Here is a 17,902-nt window from a genome sequence, read left to right as displayed (position 1 = left end):
ACCCACTGTTCAAACCCTTCACTCCATTTTGAAAGGCAAGAGTAAGACGGGTTCTGTATTCTGTGCTACCGTTTGCATTGGGAATTGCTGGTTGTTGGCAGGCTTTTTGGCTGTGATCGGTAAACAGTAAACTGAAAACTCAAATCTGATCACTGATAACTGATCACTGATCACTGATCACTGAATCGCCCCTCTTGCCTCTGAGAAAAAAAAATGCTACGATAAAACTAAATCGGGCTTCTACGTTGGTGACTGCCTTTCAAGTTTTTTGATCTATGCTTGATTGTGATAAGGGAGCGAATAACCAATTCGTGTGGTAGTAAACCGAGCTTGTACTCGGAAACAGAAACGCGGAATATAAGTTCCCACCTGGTTAACCCAGGTCATAAACTTAGGTAAAACGGCGTAGCGGTCTTTTCAAGTTTTTTGAGCATATCAGAGTCCCTGTACCTCGTTGGTTTTGCCCTCCTCGCTGGCCAAAAAAGCTCTGATTTATATTTTTTCTAGGTTAAAGACTGCTGTTTTCGGTAACGCTTGTCACCGCTAAATTGTGACAATCCGGACTACACTAGGGAGAAATTTATGAATTATTGTTAAGCAATGACTGAAAAACAGCCAAGAGTTCTTATCATCGGCGGCGGATTTGCGGGTTTATACACGGCCAAAGCCCTAAAAAACGCCCCCGTTCATGTTACCCTCATCGATAAGCGCAATTTCCATCTTTTTCAGCCCCTCCTCTATCAAGTCGCTACTGGGGCGCTGTCTCCGGCCGATATCTCCTCACCTTTGCGCTTAATCCTACGGGGCCATGAGAATACAGATATTCTCCTCGATCAGGCCATCGATATCGATCCAGTTAAGGGAGAAGTGATCTTGAAAGATCACCCGCCGATCGCCTACGATCAGTTAGTTATTGCCACGGGAGTCAGTCATCACTATTTTGGCAATGATCAATGGCAACCCTACGCTCCCGGGTTAAAAACCATTGAAGACGCAGTGGAAATGCGTCGTCGCATCTATCTCGCTTTCGAGAAGGCCGAGAAAGAAATCGATGCCGAAAAGCGGCAAGCTTTATTAACTTTTGTTATTGTCGGTGGCGGACCGACGGGGGTAGAATTAGCAGGTGCGATCGCCGAAATTGCCCACGGTGCGCTTAGGTCGGATTTTCACCAGATTAACCCCACAGAAGCGAAAATTTTGCTCTTAGAAGGGATGGATCGAGTATTACCTCCCTATGCCCCCGATTTATCCGCTAAAGCTGCCGCTTCTCTCACAAAATTAGGGGTGACAGTGCAAACTAACAGCATCGTTACCAATATTGTTGAAGGTTGTGTCAGCGTCCGTCAGGGAGAAAAGACGACAGAAATCGCCGCCGAGACAATTTTATGGGCAGCAGGGGTAAAAGCATCGAGAATGGGGCGAATTTTGGCCGAAAGAACCGGGGTAAATCTTGATCGCGTCGGCCGGGTAATCGTCGAACCGGATTTAAGTGTCGCCGGTTATGCCAATATTTTTGTGATCGGGGATCTGGCTAATTTTGCCCATCAGGGAGATAAACCTTTACCCGGAATTGCCCCCGTGGCCATGCAGGAGGGCGAATATCTAGCGAATTTATTAATTTCTCGCCTAAAAGGGCAAACTATTCCACCTTTTCATTATATCGATCGAGGTAGTCTGGCAGTTATCGGCCAAAATGCGGCCGTGGTTGATTTGGGATTTGTCAAGTTTTCCGGGTTCATCGCTTGGTTAGTCTGGGTTTGGGCCCATATTTACTATCTGATCGAATTTGATAATAAATTAGTGGTGATGGTGCAATGGGGTTGGAATTATTTTACCCGCGGTCGTGGCGCTCGTTTGATTACGGGAGAGGGGCAAAATTTAGCTTCTGGACAATTGCCGCAAAATAACGGCCAAAATAATAATCTAGCCGTTTCTAGCCAGACGGAAACTCTCTCTGCACCGATTGTGAAAGTGTGAAAAAATAGCCGTGATTATCCAGTTATCAGTTAGCCGGTAAGAACAATCGATCAATAATGAAAATAGAATGTCCTAACAGTCTAAAAATTACCCCAGAGGAAAGCCAAGAATTAGAATATTTACGAGTTACAATTGAACGAGCGATCAAAGATGGTGTGATCACAAGAATAGAATTTGAATCGATTAAAATGCTCATGTTTTCTAACAAGAAAAACAATCCCGACCAAATCCTTCGTCAGGTGACACTCTATCGCAACTTAGTCGTTGAAAAACTGAATAATAGCGAACTAATTTTTGAATCTCCTCAATAGGGCGAAATCCTGTTGTCTTGTCTTATTCTTTTTTGTCGCTACCGGGAAAAGCTCGACCTTGAATATTTTCTAAAGCTGAAACTGCCGCCCTAGAACCAGCGATAATATCTCGTTCTTCTCCCCCTAAATATAAGCGGCCAAAACTGCCCACGGAAGTAACGTGTAGGATATTAATTAAAGCGGCTTTTTCGGCCTGATTAGCGGCCAGGGAAGCGTAGGCGGCCGGCTGCACTTCTAGAACATATAAAGTCTGTCCCGCCATTAACATCATACCCCGAGAACTACGGTTAATTAATTGGGCTTGGTAAGCGTCAATGTTGCGAATAATTTGGCTGGAGACAATTTGCGGTTTCAGACAATCGCGCTGACTAACGCCTAAATACTGCAAAATTGCCTGACCGGCCGCCCTTACCTCTCCCTGACTGCTAGAATGGAGTTCTAGGAGTCCATAGAGTCGTTCTACGAATAGAACCCCCGGACGAACCACGGCGGATTTGAGGGCAATATCGGTGATGCGATTAATCTCGATGCCGGGGGAAATTTCAATCCAGAGGGAAGAATCCCCGGGTAGGGGTAAAAATCCTTGGGCGACTGTACCGATGTAAGCGGCGTGTTGAAGCTGTAAATTGTCAAGATAAACGTAACTGCGAAGTTCTACACCCACGCTAATTTCTCCCTCTCTGGTCTATCTTAAAAGTTATGGGGACAGTGATAGCTTCTGCCGCCCTATCGATCGCCTTGAGGCTACATTTAGACCTAAAATGTCTTTAAGTCCCGTTTCTGTCCTCTGGCAAATCCCCATTCCAACCCCGGAGCGACGATTAATCAATCCTTAATTAGGGCTTAGGCATTACCATGTTTAACTATACTATAGAATTAGTGGCCCTTAAATTTACCTGGGGGAAGCGGTAAAAAAACTATAATTATGGGGACAAACTAAGGGAAAAACCAGCATGACGATTCTTTTAGGGGGAGATATCGGGGGAACTAAAACAATCCTGCGTTTAGTGGATTGCCAAAACTCAGCCGATAGTCCCCAACCCCGGCTAACTACTCTCGATCAAGAAATTTATCCTAGTAAACAATACCCCGATCTGGTGCCGATCGTCCAGCAGTTTTTAGCCCGACAAGTCACTATTCCCTCGGTGGAAAAAGCCTGTTTCGGTATTGCCGGTCCAGTGGTTAACAATAGTTCCGAATTGACTAATTTAAGTTGGTTCCTAACTGGCGATCGCCTAAGCCAGGAGCTGCAGATTGAGCGAGTAAAATTAATTAATGATTTTGCGGCGATCGGTTATGGGGTGTTAGGATTAGCCCCAGAGGAGCTGCACAATCTACAGTCAGCCCCGGCAGTACCAGAGGCCCCGATTGCGGTTATTGGTGCAGGAACTGGGTTAGGAGAGGGTTTTTTGATTCCTGTCTCGAAGGGTAAATATCGGGTGTTTGGTAGTGAGGGTTCCCACGCCGATTTTGCCCCTCGATCGAGTTTAGAATATCAACTATTAAATTATCTCTTGGAACTCTATAATATCGAGCGCATTTCGGTGGAGCGAGTGGTTTCCGGGCAAGGAATCACTTCTATCTATCGATTTCTCCACGATAGTAACTATAGTCAGTCATCACCGGCCATGGCGGAAATTTACCGCACTTGGTTAGAAGAAATAGGTAAACCGCAAAAAACCGTCGATTTAGCGGCTAAAATTGCCAGTTTTGCCCAAGATGACTCGGATTATCTCTGTTATCAAACCATGAAAATCTTTGTCGAGGCCTACGGTGCGGAAGCGGGCAATTTAGCCCTCAAGTTGCTTCCCTACGGAGGATTATACATCGCGGGAGGGATTGCGGCCAAAAATCTTCCCCTAATGACCGAGGGTAGCTTTATGAAGGCTTTTCGGGCTAAAGGTCGGATGAGGGAGCTATTAAGCAATATTCCCGTTTATATCGTTCTTAATACCGAAGTGGGACTAATGGGGGCAGTTTCCTGCGCTAGTCAGCTTTGAGCGAGGGTTGACTGGATTTTACCAACGGCAGCAGCGATTAAGGCAAGCGATCAAAAAATGTTCTCCAGCACGGTTTTACTGCCCTTGGCTGTGCTTGGGGGGGCTTAGATGTTATTTTTGGGGTTTATCAACAAAAGCCGCTAGAAAGCCGAAAAAATGCCGAACAACAGCTAGAAAAAGCCCTACTGTCCTGTTAGGAAAAAATGTTAAATTGCGACCGGGCCAGTTTTGCCGACAAACTGCACTGATGCGGTGATGGAAAACAGCCTAGGGCAGTTGCTCTGGCTGGGGGGTCAATGCTATGATTAGGAAGACTTTTGCGGGTATAGTTCAGTGGTAGAACGTCACCTTCCCAAGGTGAATGTCGCGCGTTCGAGTCGCGTTACCCGCTTCTGACGACAATTGATGTAATATATGAATTAAATGGCAAGATGGGCATGAGCAAGTTAACCCCTTTGGTTGTTAACCGTCCCGTCAAGCTGCTCTAGGGTAAAGATAATTCTATCGCTACCATGAAACTAATTATCGGGGGACGTTACCAGGTTATTAAACCCCTAAGTCAAGGGGCTTTTGGTCAAACTTTTTTAGCCCAAGATAACTATCGCCGCGGCCGTCCTCAATGTGTGGTCAAACAGTTAATGCCCCAAGTGGTTAACGAAGTTACTATAGGATTATTTGAGAGTGAGGCCAGAGCTTTAGAAAAACTCGGCCATCATCCTCAAATACCGCAATTTTTCGCCAGTTTTCAGGAAAATAATTCTTTTTATATCGTTCAAGAATTTATCGATGGTCACGATCTTAGTCAGGAAATCTCTAATGGTAAGCGTTTAGAAGAGAGTCAGGTAATTCAGTTATTAAAAGATATCTTGGAAGTTCTGGCTTTTGTCCACCAAAATAATATCATTCACCGAGATATAAAACCCAATAATATTATCCGTCGCCACGAGGGCAAGTTGGTTTTAATCGACTTTGGTGGAGTCAAACAAGTGGGGACTCAATGGCTAAAAGCAAAACAGACCAGTGTGTCCATTGGGATTGGCACCCCTGGTTATATGCCTAGTGAACAGGCGCAAAATAAACCGCGATTGTCTAGCGATGTCTATGCCGTGGGAATCATCGCTATTCAAGCCTTAACTGGTCTCAACCCGACGCAATTTCCCGAAGATGCCGAAACCGGAGAAATCGCTTGGCGCAATCAGGCCGATGTTAGAGATGATCTAGCAGTTATTATCGATAAAATGACCCGTTATGACTGGCGCCAACGCTTTCCCTCGGCAGCAGAAGTTTTAGATGCCATAAAACAGTTACTGCAATTGCGTCACCAACAAGCTTTAATCAGGGAAATTTCACCAGAGGAGCTGTTTTATCGCGGTAACGCACACCTCGATTTGGGGCAGCATCGCGAAGCAGTTCAATTGTATCAGCAGTCCCTGCGAAAAAAGCCCAATTTTGTCAATGCTTGGTATAATCGCGGTCTGGCCTTGCAAAGATTAGGGCGTTTTCCCGAAGCTTTAGGGTCTTTTAATCAGGTAATTCAATTAGAGAATAATAATGCTCGGGCTTGGTTTTATCGCGGCATCGCTTTAGCTAATTTACGACAAATCAGCGCCGCAATCGCATCTTGGGATAAGGCAATTCAACTGCAGCCAGATTATCTGGAAGCATGGCATTACAAGGGCATGATTTTATGTCGGATGCAACGTTATGCCGAAGGTCTAGCGGCCTATAATAAAGCCCTGGCCATTAAATCCGATGCTAATGTTTGGTTTAGCAAAGGCGAAGCTTTACGGGAATTAGAACGACTCAGTGAAGCGGTCGCCGCTTATAATAAGGCTTTACAGTTACAATCCCAAAAGGCTGAGGCATGGTATCAACGGGGTTGTTGTCTCTACAAGTTAAAATGTTTCTCGGAAGCAGTGGTTTCTTTTAACCAAACCCTACAACTAGAGCCTAGCCATCAATTCGCTCTCCAACAACGGAATTTAGCCCTTAATCACCTGAAATTGTAGGCAGCGAGCCAGCATTTTGGGGGATTAATCCTGTTCCTCTAGCCATTTTTGCCAGATATCCGGACGACGTTCCTTAGTGCGATCGAGTTGTTGTTGATAGCGCCAATCGGCGATATACTGATGATTACCCGATCGCAAAACCGGCGGCACTTGCCAACCGCGAAAGACCGGCGGCCGAGTATATTGGGGATAATCCAATAAACCTGCCTCAAAACTCTCCAATTTCAACGATTCTGCCTTACCTACCGTCCCAGGTAACAACCGCGTCACCCCGTTAATAATCGCTAAAGCAGGGATTTCCCCACAAGTTAGGACAAAATCCCCTAAAGATACCTCTCTAGTCACCAAATGCTCACAAACCCGCTCATCTACCCCTTCATAATGCCCGCAGATGAGAATTAACTGCTGATAACTACCGGCCCAAGTTTTCAGTAAAGCTTGATTGAGAGGTTCCCCCTGGGGAGTCATCAGCACAATCTCCCGGGGTGGTAAAATTTCTAAAGACTCGATCGCCTCAAAAATTGGCTCTGGTTTTAATAACATTCCCACACCACCACCGTAGGGTTCATCATCGACACGACGGTGTTTATCGTGGGCAAAATCCCGGAGATTGAGCAAATTTACCCTAGCGATGTCGCGTTCGAGAGCTTTTGCCAATAACCCCGACTGCAGCGGTGAGGTAAAAAAATCGGGAAAGAGAGTAATGATGTCAAACTGCACGGGAAAAATTAAGGCCTAGACTGGGATAGTGTTTAATGTATCATTTTGTCACGGTTCGATCGGTTAAAATCTTGCTAATTTGGCGCTAGTCTATCTCGATAACATGATAGACTATGCTGTACTGTCTAGGGGTTTTTCTGGCTCTAGCTTGAGTGATCGAAGTCTAGCCTAGACTTAAAGTTAACTAACAGTCCGTCATTGGCAGTGGATCGAAGAAAATTGCTAAAATCGCCTCTACTATTGCTTGATGTCCCGAAAAATATTCCTAAACCGCATTTTTTTCCGTCAACCGTTCAGGGAAAATAACATTAAAATACTTGTCCATCTTCCCGAAAAACCTTCCATCCCTAAAAATGTCTATTCGTTCAGTGACATGATCATCGAGCTAGAAACCCAACACCACGAAAATCCTACCCCCATATCTCTCAAAACGGCGATTTTAGTCATTGGTGGTGCCGAGGATAAAGTCCACGGTAAAGAGATACTGCACACCTTTTGGAATCGCGCCGGGGGTAGCGAAGCGGTGATCGCTATTGTTCCCTCCGCTTCCAGAGAACCGGTTTTGATTGGCGATCGCTATCAGAAGATTTTCGAGGAAATGGGAGCAAAATACGTCAAAGTTATCGATATTCGCGATCGTGTACAGGGAGAAGACCCCCAATTTCAAGCTTACATCGAAGAATGTACAGGTGTATTTATGACCGGAGGCGACCAGCTGCGTTTATGCGGTTTGCTCTCCGATACCCCCCTGATGGAAAGGATCAGACAAAGAGTGCAACAGGGAGAACTGACTCTGGCCGGAACTAGCGCCGGGGCCGCCGTTATGGGTCATCACATGATTGCTGGGGGCAGCAGCGGGGAAGCACCCAATCGGGCCCTAGTAGATATGGCCATGGGATTAGGTCTCATTCCTGAAGTCATTGTCGATCAACACTTCCACAATCGCAACCGCATGGCTCGGTTAATGAGCGCTATCTCCGGTTATCCCGAACGTTTAGGAATTGGCATCGATGAGGATACCTGCGCTATGTTTGAGCGGGATGGCACGATGACGGTAATCGGCTGCGGTACAGTGACGGTAATTGATGCTAGGGAAATGTCCTACACCAACCACCATCACGTCACCGCTAACGAACCCCTGAGTCTGCATAATCTGCGGGTACATATTCTTGCCTACGGTGATGGCTATCATCTCAAAAAACAGCAAGTGATCGCTAAATTAGGGTAAAAAAACTCCTGAAAAACTGTTCATAGTGAACAGTCTACTAATCTCGGAAAACCAGACAATAAACAACGGCTTCTTTGTGCTTCTCAACAGCGAACATCGGCTATATCATGAAAATTATCAGAACCCAAACCCTGCGCGGTCCCAACTACTGGAGTATTCGTCGCGACAAGCTCATTGTTATGCGTCTAGATCTCGAAGATCTCGCAGAGAAGCCATCGAATGAAATCCCAGGCTTTTACGAGGGATTAATCGACGTTCTCCCCAGTTTAGTCGAACATTACTGCTCCCCCGGTTATCGCGGCGGTTTCTTTGAACGAGTCCGCACTGGTACTTATATGGGCCATATTATCGAACATATCGCCCTAGAATTGCAGGAACTGGCAGGAACTCCCGTCGGGTTTGGTCGCACTAGAGGCACTTCCACCCCCGGAGTCTATAACGTGGTATTTGAGTACGTTGACGAGCAAGCGGGACGTTATGCGGGTCGGGCTGCCGTGCGTTTATGTCAATCCCTTGTCGATACGGGAACCTATTCTAAGGAAGAATTGGCCCAGGATTTAGCCGATTTACGCGATTTATGCAATAATGCCGCCCTTGGTCCGAGTACCGAAACCATCGTCAAAGAAGCACAAGCTAGAAATATCCCCTGGTTACTCCTGAGCGCTCGTTCCATGGTGCAATTGGGCTATGGCGTTCACCAAAAGCGCATTCAAGCCACTTTAAGCAGTTTTTCGGGGATTTTAGCCGTTGAGTTGGCCTGTGACAAGGAAGGCACGAAAACTGTCCTCAAGGATGGAGGGATTCCAGTCCCCCGGGGTACGGTGATTCAATACTTGGATGAATTGCCAGCGGCAATCGAGGAAGTGGGAGGATTTCCCATCGTGATTAAACCCCTCGATGGCAACCACGGCCGCGGCATCAGCATCGATGTTAAAAATCAACAGGAAGCAGAGGAAGCCTATGATCTAGCCAGTGCCGCCTCGAAAACCCGCAGCTTGATCGTAGAAAGGTACTATAAAGGCAGTGATCACCGAATTTTAGTCATAAATGGCAAAGTTGCCGCCGTGGCCGAACGGATTCCCGCTCACGTCGTCGGTGATGGGCGCTCAACTATAGAAGAATTAATCGAAATTACTAATCGGGATCCCAACCGGGGTGACGGTCACGCCAACGTTTTAACTAAAATAACCATTGACAAAACCGCCCTTAATGTGCTAGGAAAACAGGGCTATGAATTAACCAGCATTTTACCCCAAGGTGCGATCGCCTATCTGCGGGCCACCGCTAATTTAAGCACCGGCGGCATCGCCGTGGATCGTACCGACGAAATTCACCCCGAAAACGTCTGGATCGCCCAAAGAGTGGCAAAATTAATCGGTTTGGACATTGCCGGTATCGATGTGGTGACAGATGATATCCGCAAACCCCTGAAAGAAGTGGACGGGGTAATCGTAGAAGTCAACGCTGCCCCCGGTTTTCGGATGCACGTCGCCCCTAGTCGCGGTTTACCCCGCAATATCGCCGCCCCAGTTATCGATATGTTATTCCCCCCCGGGACTCCCAGTCGCGTGCCAATTCTGGCGATTACGGGAACTAACGGCAAAACCACCACTAGCCGCTTAATTTCTCATATTTGCCGACAAACGGGGAAAGTAGTCGGATTTACCACGACGGACGGGGTATATATCGATGATTATCTGGTAGAAAAGGGCGATAACACCGGTCCCTACAGCGCCGGTATGATTTTGAAGGAGCCCACAGTCGAGATTGCCGTGTTAGAAACGGCCCGGGGTGGTATCCTGCGATCGGGTTTAGCCTTTAATCAGTGCGATGTGGGAGTGGTGTTAAATGTGGCCGCCGACCATTTGGGTATCGGGGATATCGACACCATCGAACAGATGGCGAAGGTAAAAAGCGTTGTGGCCGAGGTGGTTAGCGCCGAGGGTTACGCGGTCTTAAATGCCGATGACCCTTTGACCGTTAGTATGGCCGAAAAAGTAAAGGGAAGAGTCGCTTATTTTTCCATGAGTCCCGATAACCCGATTATTCACGACCATATCCGTCGCGGTGGCATGGCCGCCATCTATGAGAATGGCTATCTGTCGATTCTAGAGGGAGAATGGACGCTGAGAATCGAGGAAGCAGTCAATATTCCCGTGACTATGCAGGGAATGGCTCCTTTTATGATTGCTAACGCCTTGGCCGCCTGTTTAGCCACTTTTGTGCAGGGTATCGATATCGAGTTAATTCGCCAAGGTATCCGAACTTTTAAACCTTCCGTGGCCCAGACCCCCGGCAGGATGAACCTGTTTGACTTGGGACATCATCACGCTTTAATCGATTATGCCCATAATCCCGCCGGATACGAAGCCGTCGGCGGTTTTGTCGGCAATTGGTCCGGGGAAAAAGTCGGCGTGGTTGGGGGACCTGGCGATCGACGCGATGATGATTTAATTTTATTAGGGAAATTATCGGCCCAAATGTTCGATCGAATTATTGTCAAGGAAGATAACGATACTCGCGGTCGCCGACGGGGGGAAGTGGCCGATTTAATTCTCAGGGGAATTAGCCAAGAAAATGCCAGTATGCGTCCGGAAGTTATTCTCGATGAAACGGAGGCTTTAGAGAAGGCTTTAAGCACGGTTTCTGAGGGGGGTTTAGTGGTAATTTTCCCGGAAAGTGTCACCCAGGCGATCGATTTGATCGAGAAACATCAACCCCCTACTGATGATCGGGGTTAGCAGTTAGGAAAAATAGCTAGAAAATAAAGTAGTGCCAATTGTTACTGAGTACGATGGTTTAATCAAAATCAGCCGAAATCCCTATTATGAGACTCGGCTTGGTTCCGCTTATTTGGGTAATAGCCTGACACTGATGGGGGAGTTGCCGGATGAGAGTGTCGATTTGATTTGTACTTCCCCACCTTTTGCCTTAGTAAGAAAAAAAGAGTATGGCAATGTGGACGCTGATGATTATGTTGAATGGTTTAAAATATTTGCTGGTGAATTTTATCGTAAAGAAAGAGTTGGGCTTAACTGATGATACAATTGACGAGATAGAAATTGAAGATAAATAAAATTTCAAAAAATATTCAGTTGGCTGTCAGTTAACGATTTTTAAAAGCTTCGATCGCTGGCAAAGTATCGCTATCTCGCCATTGAGATAACTGCCGCTAATTGCCTACTCTCATCTGAACCAAATTCTTAAATCTTACTGAAATCGTCTAAAACTGACTGAAAGTGTCGGCTAATTTATCAGCAATTCCCTCGATCCAAATTTCATCTTGTTTAGTATAACTGCGCGGCGCATTGGCCGCCAAAATTAACACCCCTTCCTTACCGATGGGTTGACAGATTAAGCCTTGGGTGTTTTCTGGCAAATAGTCAAACTCGATTTTAGCGGGATATAAATTTAAATTAACTAAATAAACGGCTTTACCGGTTTCTAAAACTCTTTTGATAATATTACTAACTTTAACTTCAGAATTCTCCCTTAGGATACCGCGACGTAATAAAACTTCTCCCCGATAATAAACGATCAGAGATTTTGTCACGGTGTTAGTTAAAAGTAAATGGGAAGCCCAAGCAAGCTCAATTTTAACCGGTTCTGGCAAATCTGGGGCAAATTCCAGGCCTTCGCGCCCGATTAATTCCACAGCATCCGGTAAGCGGGGTTGAACTCTTTGCCAGATTAAACCCACCAAAATTAAAACCCCACTCAAAATCACTCCCATCACATCGGAACGCGCTTGCGATGGGGTTAAATCGGCAGTGGCAAAACGATTAAACATTAATACCGTACCCCCGACGATGCCGGCGAACAGGGGTAACAGTCTTAAAATACGATCGGGATCAGCTTGTGCCATAGCTGAGAACTATTCCTCGTCTAGTTCTAGAATACGTTGAAAAAGATAGCCTGTACCTCTAGCGGTGAGAATTAACTCAGGATTGCTGGGATCATCCTCTAATTTGGCTCGTAAACGGGAAATATGCACATCTACCACCCGCGTATCCACATGACGTTCGGGGGTATAACCCCAAACTTCCTGAAGGATTTCCGAGCGCGAAAAAGCTTCTCCCGATCGACTGACCAATAATTCTAGTAAACTAAATTCCATACCGGTCAGACGGATGCGTTCATCCCCCTTATAAACTTGGCGTTTATTGGTATCGATTTTAATTGAACCGATATGAATCACACCAGAACTGGGAATCCCCGGTGCGCCATTTTTCTCTACCCGACGCAACACCGAACGAATCCGCGCTTCGAGTTCTTTGGGAGAAAAAGGTTTAACTACATAGTCATCCGCGCCCAATTCTAGCCCGGTAATTCGATCGGCCACATCCCCCAAAGCCGTTAACATAATGATAGGAATATCCGATTCTTTGCGGAGTTCCTGACAGACACCGTAACCGTCTAATTTCGGCATCATCACATCCAAAACCACTAAATCGGGTTCAGCGGTTCGGAAGGTTTCTAAAGCTTCCTCTCCGTCCGCGGCGGTGACGACTTCATAACCAATCATCGACAAACGAGTCTCTAAGATACGACGGATGCTGGCTTCATCATCAACAACGAGAATTTTTTCCTTCTGGTTCTCCAACTGACTTAACACTCCTTAGTTAAATAGTGTGATGAATTTTAAAGTTAAATAACGAGCGTTCCTGTTTATAGAATATACTTTTGCCGTTATCATTAAGCCTAAATTTCCTATTTTATTTCTTTTATGGCAATTATCAATAACTTTAGGGTCTTGCTTCCCCTCTATCATACTTAATTAAATTTGACAAGAGAATTGATCCCCAAACCGCTTTTCTTCAACTTTTCTTAAAAAACATGGCGAAATCGCGAACAATATATATCTGTAGCGCTTGTGGGGCGGAATCTCCCCAATGGTTGGGAAAATGCCCCAGTTGTGACACCTACGGGACTTTAGAAGAACAAGTGGTGGCTGGTGGCAATAATCCGGCGGTAAATCGCCCAGGATGGCAAAATAGTCGCCCAAATAACGGCAAAGGGCAACGCAACCCCCAACCGCGCATCTCGGTTCGCTTCTCGGAAATTACCCAGTATGAACAGGAACGTTTTCCCTCCGGTTACGGGGAATTTGATCGCGTCCTCGGTGGTGGCATCGTCCCCGGTTCTCTTGTACTAATCGGCGGCGATCCGGGCATCGGCAAATCGACGCTTTTACTGCAAGTTACCAACCAACTCGCCCAAAGATTACCGCGCATCCTCTACGTTTCCGCCGAAGAATCGGGACAACAGATTAAACTGCGGGCTGCCCGTTTGGGGGTGGGAGTGGTTGCCGTGGAGTCGGAAAATAATGGCAATGGCAAGGAGAAAAAAGCCTCTGAATCAACCTCAGAACTCGATAATCATCTCTATGTTCTGCCAGAAACCGATTTAGAGGAAATTTTGCGAGAATTAGAATCTCTCCGCCCACAGGTGGCGGTAATTGACAGTATTCAAACTCTTTATTTTGGGGCGTTAACTTCCGCACCGGGATCCGTCGCCCAAGTTCGCGAATGTACCTCCGCCTTGATGCAGGTGGCAAAACGGGAGAATATTACTTTATTAATTGTCGGTCATGTGACTAAAGAAGGGGCGATCGCCGGTCCGCGAGTTTTGGAACATTTGGTCGATACGGTGTTATATTTTGAAGGCGATCGCTATGCCTCCCATCGTCTCTTAAGATCCGTGAAAAACCGTTTTGGGGCAACCCATGAAATCGGTATTTTCGAGATGGTGGATCACGGTTTGGTGGAAGTGGAAAACCCCTCGGAATTGTTTTTAGGCAATCGCGACGAATTTTCCCCCGGTACGGCGACGGTGGTAGCCTGTGAAGGTACACGCCCGATTGTGGTGGAGTTACAGGCATTAGTTAGCCCCACCAGCTACGCTTCCCCCCGAAGATCGACCACGGGCATAGAATACAACCGATTACAGCAAATTCTCGCCGTTTTAGAAAAGCGCGTCGGTATTCCTTTATCGAAATTAGATGCCTATGTTGCCTCCGCAGGAGGGTTGGGAGTGGAAGAACCGGCGGCGGATCTGGGAGTTGCGATCGCTGTTGTCGCCAGTTTTCGCGATCGAGTTGTGGATCCGCGCACAGTCTTAATCGGGGAAGTGGGATTAGGCGGACAAGTGCGCCTAGTGTCGCAAATGGAACTAAGATTAAAAGAAGCGGCGAAATTGGGCTTTAAACGGGCGATTGTCCCTAGAGGTCAAGTTTATCCCGAAGATGTGGGCTTAGAAATTGTTCCAGTCGGCAAGGTAATCGAGGCAATTGTCGCCGCAATCCCCCCCCAGCAGCGCTTTGGGGAAGATATAGAAGACGAGGAAGGGGAAGGGCAAGAATAACGGTACAATGCTAAAAAAGATTAAATTACTTGGGAGATTTTCACCATGTCTGTGTTAGCTGTTGCTGCTTTGGCGGGTTATCTGATCGTTTTTACCGGAATTGCCCTCGGTCTCTTTTTCGGTCTGCGCTCCGCTAAAATTATCTAGTATCTAAACAGTAAAAAAGCTGTAGTGATCGGTTTAACTGGTCACTATTGCCAATTCTAGGGGAAATAAAAAATGACTGTTATTCCCGACTTAAAAACTCTCTACGAAATTGATGATTCTCTCTGGTTAGAAGAAACTATAGAACTGCTCAAGGCTAAAAATTTTGAAGCGTTAGATTTAGACAATTTAATCGAGGAGTTAGAAGATTTGGGAAACGAGAAGAAGTTTCGTGTGGCTAGTTTTTTACAGCAAATTATTCGTCATGCTTTGTTACTGCAATTTTGGATAAGCGAAAGAGAATATAATCAGGCTCATTGGCAAGCAGAGATAATAAGTTTTCAATATCAGTTAAAGCGCTATTTAACTACAAATCTTCGTCAATATCTAGAACAGTAATTTGAGCAAATTTACTTTGAGTCCCTGCGATACGTTCGTCAAAAAAACGATAATAAAGTCAACCTTCCTGATACCTGTCCCTACAGTTTAGAAGAACTTCTCGATCCTAATTGGCTACCACGTCACGAATAAAGGAGATAAAAAATGACTGTTATTACCGACTTAAAAATTCTCTACGAAATTGATGATTCCCTCTGGTTAGAAGAAACCATAGAACTGCTCAAGGCTAAAAGATTTGACGCTTTAGATTTAGATAATTTAATCGAGGAGTTAGAAGATTTGGGAAACGAAAAAAAGTTTCGTGTTGCCAGTTTATTAGAGCAAATTATTAGACATTTTTTACTCCTACAGTTTTGGACAAATGAAAGAGAATATAATCAGGATCACTGGGAGTTAGAAATAGTCAACTTTCAAATTCAGCTAAAAAGAGGCTTAACCACCAATCTCCGTAATTATTTACAAAATGAATTAACTAACATTTATGAAGATGCAGTTTTCTTTGTGCGGAAAAAGACAAAGAATAAAGTTACTTTCCCTGATACTTGTCCCTACAGTTTAGAAGAACTTCTCGATCCTAATTGGCTACCACCTTACGAATAAAGGAGATAAAAAATGACTGTTATTCCCGACTTAAAAACTCTCTACGAAATTGATGATTCCCTCTGGTTAGAAGAAACCATCGAACTCTTGAAAGCGAGAAGATTTGACACTTTAGATTTAGAGAATTTAATCGAGGAGTTAGAAGACTTGGGCAGCGAAAAAAAGTTTCGTGTTGCTAGTTTTTTACAGCAAATTATTCGTCATGCTTTGTTACTGCAATTTTGGACAAAGGAAAGAGAATATAATCAAAGTCATTGGGAGTCAGAACTGGTAAATTTTCAAGATCAATTAAATACCTACCTAACGGCAAGTTTACGGAAATATTTAGAACAGGAATTTGATAATATTTATCAGAAGGCAATCCGTTATGTGAGAAAAAAGACCAACAATCAAGTCAACTTTCCCAATACTTGTCCCTACAGTTTAGAAGAACTTCTCGATCCTAATTGGCTACCACATTACGAATAAAGGAGATAAAAAATGACTGTTATTCCCGACTTAAAAACTCTCTACGAAATTGATGATTCTCTCTGGTTGGAAGAAACTATAGAACTCTTAAAAGCGAAGAGATTTGACGCTTTAGACTTAGAAAACTTAATCGAGGAATTAGAAGACTTGGGCAGCGAGAAAAAGTTTCGTGTTGCTAGTTTATTAGAGCAAATTATTAGACATTTTTTATTATTACAGTTTTGGACAGAGGAAAGAACATATAATCGTAGTCATTGGCGTTCAGAAATCGTCAATTTCAAAAACCAGATCGACACTTATTTAACTACTAATCTCCGCAATTATCTCACTAAAGAATTACCTCGTATTTACCAGAAAGCTTTAAATTATGTTAGAGAAAAAACCGATAATCAAGTTAGTTTTCCTGGGGAATGTCCCTACAGTTTAGAAAATCTGCTCGATCTCAATTGGTTTCCTCCAGAAAATGAATAAAGGAAAAAACGAAATGCTGAAAAAGTTTCTACGTTGGCTGATTATTGGTGGAACCTTATTTTTTGTTCTCAGTAACCTTAAAAATAACTGGGATAACGTCACCTCAGTTAGAATTGAAAATCACGGCTGGTTATTTCTTTTCTTGGCACTTGTCACCACCATTATCGCTCAAATTTGGGCAGGATGGGTGTGGACATGGATACTCAAAAGCTATCAACAACCGATTAAACCCTCCACAGGAATTGGCATCTATATGATTACCAATTTAGGAAAATATCTACCCGGTAATATCGGCCACTTTTATGCTCGCATTGTGGCAATTAATAAAGCAGGAAGTGATTGGGGAACCGCTAGTTTAAGCGTTGTATTAGAACTTTTATTGCTGGTGTGTGCAGCCTTAGCCATAGCAGTTATTGGTAGTGGTTTAGGTTGGATGAAATCTAGCTCAAGTCTAGGGATACAGATATTAGTTTTAGGATTAATTTTAATCGGCATTCATCCCAAATTTTTAAATTATCCTCTGAAAATCCTTAGCCAAAAGAAAAAGATTGCTCAAGAACCTGTTTATCTAACTAAATATCCTCTTGTACCTCTCCTGGGTGAAACTGGATTTTTATTGTGGCGCGGTGCAGGTTTTATTTTAGCTTGGATGGTATTAAAAATGATTACCCCCGCTCAGATTTTACCCCTCTTAGGAACCTTTAGTTTTGCTTGGTTATTGGGTTTAGTTGTCCCCGGTGCGCCGGGAGGATTAGGAGTTTTTGAAGCCACAGTAATCGCACTTTTAGACGCAGAAAAATTTCCCGCCGCCAACGTACTTATCACCGTTGCTATCTATCGTTTAATTAGCATTCTCTCTGAAGTCATTGCCGCCGGAATCGGGACAAAATTAGTTAAAGATAAAGCCAAGTTTTTTGGTTAGCTTAAGGATATTATACTAAATCTGGTTATTAAAAACTGATTATCTATTGCTCCTTTTTAGTATTAGTCGGTTGTGTTAGCCAAATGTAACGCACCCAGAAGAAAAGTTTTGATCATTGTTAACCGAAGATAATTTTCTCAACTACTAAAATCTATCTCCTGACTCCCAAATTCTGATGTAACATAGGATCAATAATCAGCAAAAACATGGATACTCCCACCTAGAGAGGCCGAAAAAATGACGATTGCCAAAAGCGACGAAACTGCCACCTCTCCGGCACTGATAGAAGA

The 17,902-nt window shown here is 44.7% G+C and carries 17 protein-coding genes, 1 tRNA gene, 1 other RNA gene and 1 pseudogene; 16 read left to right on the top strand and 4 right to left on the bottom strand.

The features are described 5' to 3' along the window. Nucleotides 1-231 precede the first annotated feature (231 nt). The 3 genes from ssrS (at nt 232) to BGL89_RS15895 (ending at nt 2,288) form a co-directional block, all read left to right on the top strand. Nucleotides 232-419, top strand: a non-coding RNA gene (ssrS, locus tag BGL89_RS15905) — 6S RNA. A gap of 181 nt (nt 420-600) precedes the next feature. Next, entirely contained in the window at nt 601-1,977 is a 1,377-nt protein-coding gene (locus BGL89_RS15900) for an NAD(P)/FAD-dependent oxidoreductase (RefSeq protein WP_286826521.1), read from the top strand. Nucleotides 1,978-2,033: 56 nt separating this feature from the next. Next, nucleotides 2,034-2,288, top strand: a complete 255-nt coding sequence (locus tag BGL89_RS15895; protein ID WP_286826520.1) for a hypothetical protein — start codon at nt 2,034-2,036, stop codon at nt 2,286-2,288. Nucleotides 2,289-2,310: 22 nt separating this feature from the next. Here BGL89_RS15895 and ccmP read toward each other — a convergent pair whose 3' ends face one another. Beyond that, nucleotides 2,311-2,952, bottom strand: a complete 642-nt coding sequence (ccmP, locus tag BGL89_RS15890) for a beta-carboxysome protein CcmP (RefSeq protein WP_110578761.1) — start codon at nt 2,950-2,952, stop codon at nt 2,311-2,313. 289 nt (nt 2,953-3,241) lie between these two features. Between ccmP and BGL89_RS15885 the strand changes: the two genes are divergently transcribed. The 3 genes from BGL89_RS15885 to BGL89_RS15875 all read left to right on the top strand — a co-directional run bounded on the left by BGL89_RS15885 (nt 3,242) and on the right by BGL89_RS15875 (nt 6,297). Next, on the top strand, nt 3,242-4,288 hold the full coding sequence (locus tag BGL89_RS15885) for a glucokinase (RefSeq protein ID WP_286826519.1): 1,047 nt from the start codon (nt 3,242-3,244) through the stop codon (nt 4,286-4,288). Between the two features lie 319 nt (nt 4,289-4,607). Continuing rightward, a tRNA-Gly gene (locus BGL89_RS15880) sits at nt 4,608-4,679 on the top strand. Nucleotides 4,680-4,800: 121 nt separating this feature from the next. Then, on the top strand, nt 4,801-6,297 hold the full coding sequence (locus tag BGL89_RS15875; protein WP_286826518.1) for a serine/threonine-protein kinase: 1,497 nt from the start codon (nt 4,801-4,803) through the stop codon (nt 6,295-6,297). A 24-nt stretch (nt 6,298-6,321) separates the two neighbouring features. Here the strand turns inward: BGL89_RS15875 and trmD are convergent, their stop codons facing one another. Continuing rightward, nucleotides 6,322-7,017 carry a tRNA (guanosine(37)-N1)-methyltransferase TrmD gene (gene trmD / locus BGL89_RS15870; protein ID WP_286826517.1) on the bottom strand — a complete coding sequence of 232 codons (696 nt, stop codon included), beginning with the start codon at nt 7,015-7,017 and terminating at the stop codon, nt 6,322-6,324. 373 nt (nt 7,018-7,390) lie between these two features. On the opposite strand from trmD, the gene BGL89_RS15865 reads away from it, so the two are divergent. From BGL89_RS15865 to BGL89_RS15855, 3 genes are all read left to right on the top strand, one after another. Continuing rightward, nucleotides 7,391-8,245, top strand: a complete 855-nt coding sequence (locus BGL89_RS15865; protein ID WP_286826525.1) for a cyanophycinase — start codon at nt 7,391-7,393, stop codon at nt 8,243-8,245. Between the two features lie 107 nt (nt 8,246-8,352). Then, nucleotides 8,353-10,986, top strand: coding sequence for a cyanophycin synthetase (cphA, locus tag BGL89_RS15860; protein ID WP_286826516.1), 2,634 nt, complete (start codon nt 8,353-8,355; stop codon nt 10,984-10,986). 31 nt (nt 10,987-11,017) lie between these two features. Next, complete coding sequence (locus BGL89_RS15855) at nt 11,018-11,284, top strand: class I SAM-dependent methyltransferase (RefSeq protein ID WP_286826515.1); 267 nt, start codon at nt 11,018-11,020, stop codon at nt 11,282-11,284. Nucleotides 11,285-11,468: 184 nt separating this feature from the next. On the opposite strand, the gene BGL89_RS15850 is transcribed toward BGL89_RS15855, so the two are convergent. Together BGL89_RS15850 and rpaB are read right to left on the bottom strand one after the other, a co-directional pair. Continuing rightward, nucleotides 11,469-12,110, bottom strand: coding sequence for a cofactor assembly of complex C subunit B (locus BGL89_RS15850; RefSeq protein ID WP_286826514.1), 642 nt, complete (start codon nt 12,108-12,110; stop codon nt 11,469-11,471). Between the two features lie 9 nt (nt 12,111-12,119). After that, complete coding sequence (gene rpaB, locus BGL89_RS15845; protein ID WP_002734727.1) at nt 12,120-12,848, bottom strand: response regulator transcription factor RpaB; 729 nt, start codon at nt 12,846-12,848, stop codon at nt 12,120-12,122. 233 nt (nt 12,849-13,081) lie between these two features. Between rpaB and radA the strand changes: the two genes are divergently transcribed. From radA to BGL89_RS15810, 7 genes and pseudogenes are all read left to right on the top strand, one after another. Beyond that, nucleotides 13,082-14,608 (top strand): DNA repair protein RadA, encoded by a 1,527-nt coding sequence (radA, locus tag BGL89_RS15840; protein ID WP_149986179.1) that lies wholly within the window; start codon nt 13,082-13,084, stop codon nt 14,606-14,608. A 45-nt stretch (nt 14,609-14,653) separates the two neighbouring features. Further along, nucleotides 14,654-14,755, top strand: coding sequence for a cytochrome b6-f complex subunit PetL (gene petL, locus BGL89_RS15835; protein ID WP_002752397.1), 102 nt, complete (start codon nt 14,654-14,656; stop codon nt 14,753-14,755). Nucleotides 14,756-14,827: 72 nt separating this feature from the next. Then, nucleotides 14,828-15,283: pseudogene (locus BGL89_RS15830) on the top strand (DUF29 domain-containing protein). Nucleotides 15,284-15,295: 12 nt separating this feature from the next. Then, complete coding sequence (locus tag BGL89_RS15825) at nt 15,296-15,751, top strand: DUF29 domain-containing protein (protein ID WP_286826513.1); 456 nt, start codon at nt 15,296-15,298, stop codon at nt 15,749-15,751. Nucleotides 15,752-15,763: 12 nt separating this feature from the next. Then, a complete protein-coding gene (locus tag BGL89_RS15820) occupies nt 15,764-16,219 on the top strand; it encodes a DUF29 domain-containing protein (protein WP_286826512.1) in 456 nt (151 codons plus the stop codon). Between the two features lie 12 nt (nt 16,220-16,231). Continuing rightward, nucleotides 16,232-16,690 (top strand): DUF29 domain-containing protein, encoded by a 459-nt coding sequence (locus BGL89_RS15815; protein WP_286826511.1) that lies wholly within the window; start codon nt 16,232-16,234, stop codon nt 16,688-16,690. Then, entirely contained in the window at nt 16,683-17,612 is a 930-nt protein-coding gene (locus tag BGL89_RS15810) for a lysylphosphatidylglycerol synthase transmembrane domain-containing protein (protein WP_286826510.1), read from the top strand. The genes BGL89_RS15815 and BGL89_RS15810 overlap by 8 nt, the downstream gene beginning before the upstream one ends. The last annotated feature ends 290 nt before the right edge of the window (nt 17,613-17,902 follow it).

It is taken from the genome of Microcystis sp. LSC13-02 (genome assembly GCA_002282935.1).
Classification (GTDB): domain Bacteria; phylum Cyanobacteriota; class Cyanobacteriia; order Cyanobacteriales; family Microcystaceae; genus Microcystis.
This window is presented reverse-complemented; position numbering and strand designations above follow the sequence as displayed.

Bases quoted from the DNA above. Each gene is read 5' to 3' on its own strand.
- BGL89_RS15895 (WP_286826520.1), top strand. From the start codon at position 2,034: ATGAAAATAGAATGTCCTAACAGTCTAAAAATTACCCCAGAGGAAAGC.
- BGL89_RS15875 (WP_286826518.1), top strand. From the start codon at position 4,801: ATGAAACTAATTATCGGGGGACGTTACCAGGTTATTAAACCCCTAAGT.
- petL (WP_002752397.1), top strand. From the start codon at position 14,654: ATGTCTGTGTTAGCTGTTGCTGCTTTGGCGGGTTATCTGATCGTTTTT.
- BGL89_RS15820 (WP_286826512.1), top strand. From the start codon at position 15,764: ATGACTGTTATTCCCGACTTAAAAACTCTCTACGAAATTGATGATTCC.
- cphA (WP_286826516.1), top strand. From the start codon at position 8,353: ATGAAAATTATCAGAACCCAAACCCTGCGCGGTCCCAACTACTGGAGT.
- BGL89_RS15900 (WP_286826521.1), top strand. From the start codon at position 601: ATGACTGAAAAACAGCCAAGAGTTCTTATCATCGGCGGCGGATTTGCG.
- BGL89_RS15865 (WP_286826525.1), top strand. From the start codon at position 7,391: ATGATCATCGAGCTAGAAACCCAACACCACGAAAATCCTACCCCCATA.
- radA (WP_149986179.1), top strand. From the start codon at position 13,082: ATGGCGAAATCGCGAACAATATATATCTGTAGCGCTTGTGGGGCGGAA.
- BGL89_RS15815 (WP_286826511.1), top strand. From the start codon at position 16,232: ATGACTGTTATTCCCGACTTAAAAACTCTCTACGAAATTGATGATTCT.
- BGL89_RS15825 (WP_286826513.1), top strand. From the start codon at position 15,296: ATGACTGTTATTACCGACTTAAAAATTCTCTACGAAATTGATGATTCC.
- BGL89_RS15885 (WP_286826519.1), top strand. From the start codon at position 3,242: ATGACGATTCTTTTAGGGGGAGATATCGGGGGAACTAAAACAATCCTG.
- BGL89_RS15810 (WP_286826510.1), top strand. From the start codon at position 16,683: ATGAATAAAGGAAAAAACGAAATGCTGAAAAAGTTTCTACGTTGGCTG.
- BGL89_RS15850 (WP_286826514.1), bottom strand. From the start codon at position 12,110: ATGGCACAAGCTGATCCCGATCGTATTTTAAGACTGTTACCCCTGTTC.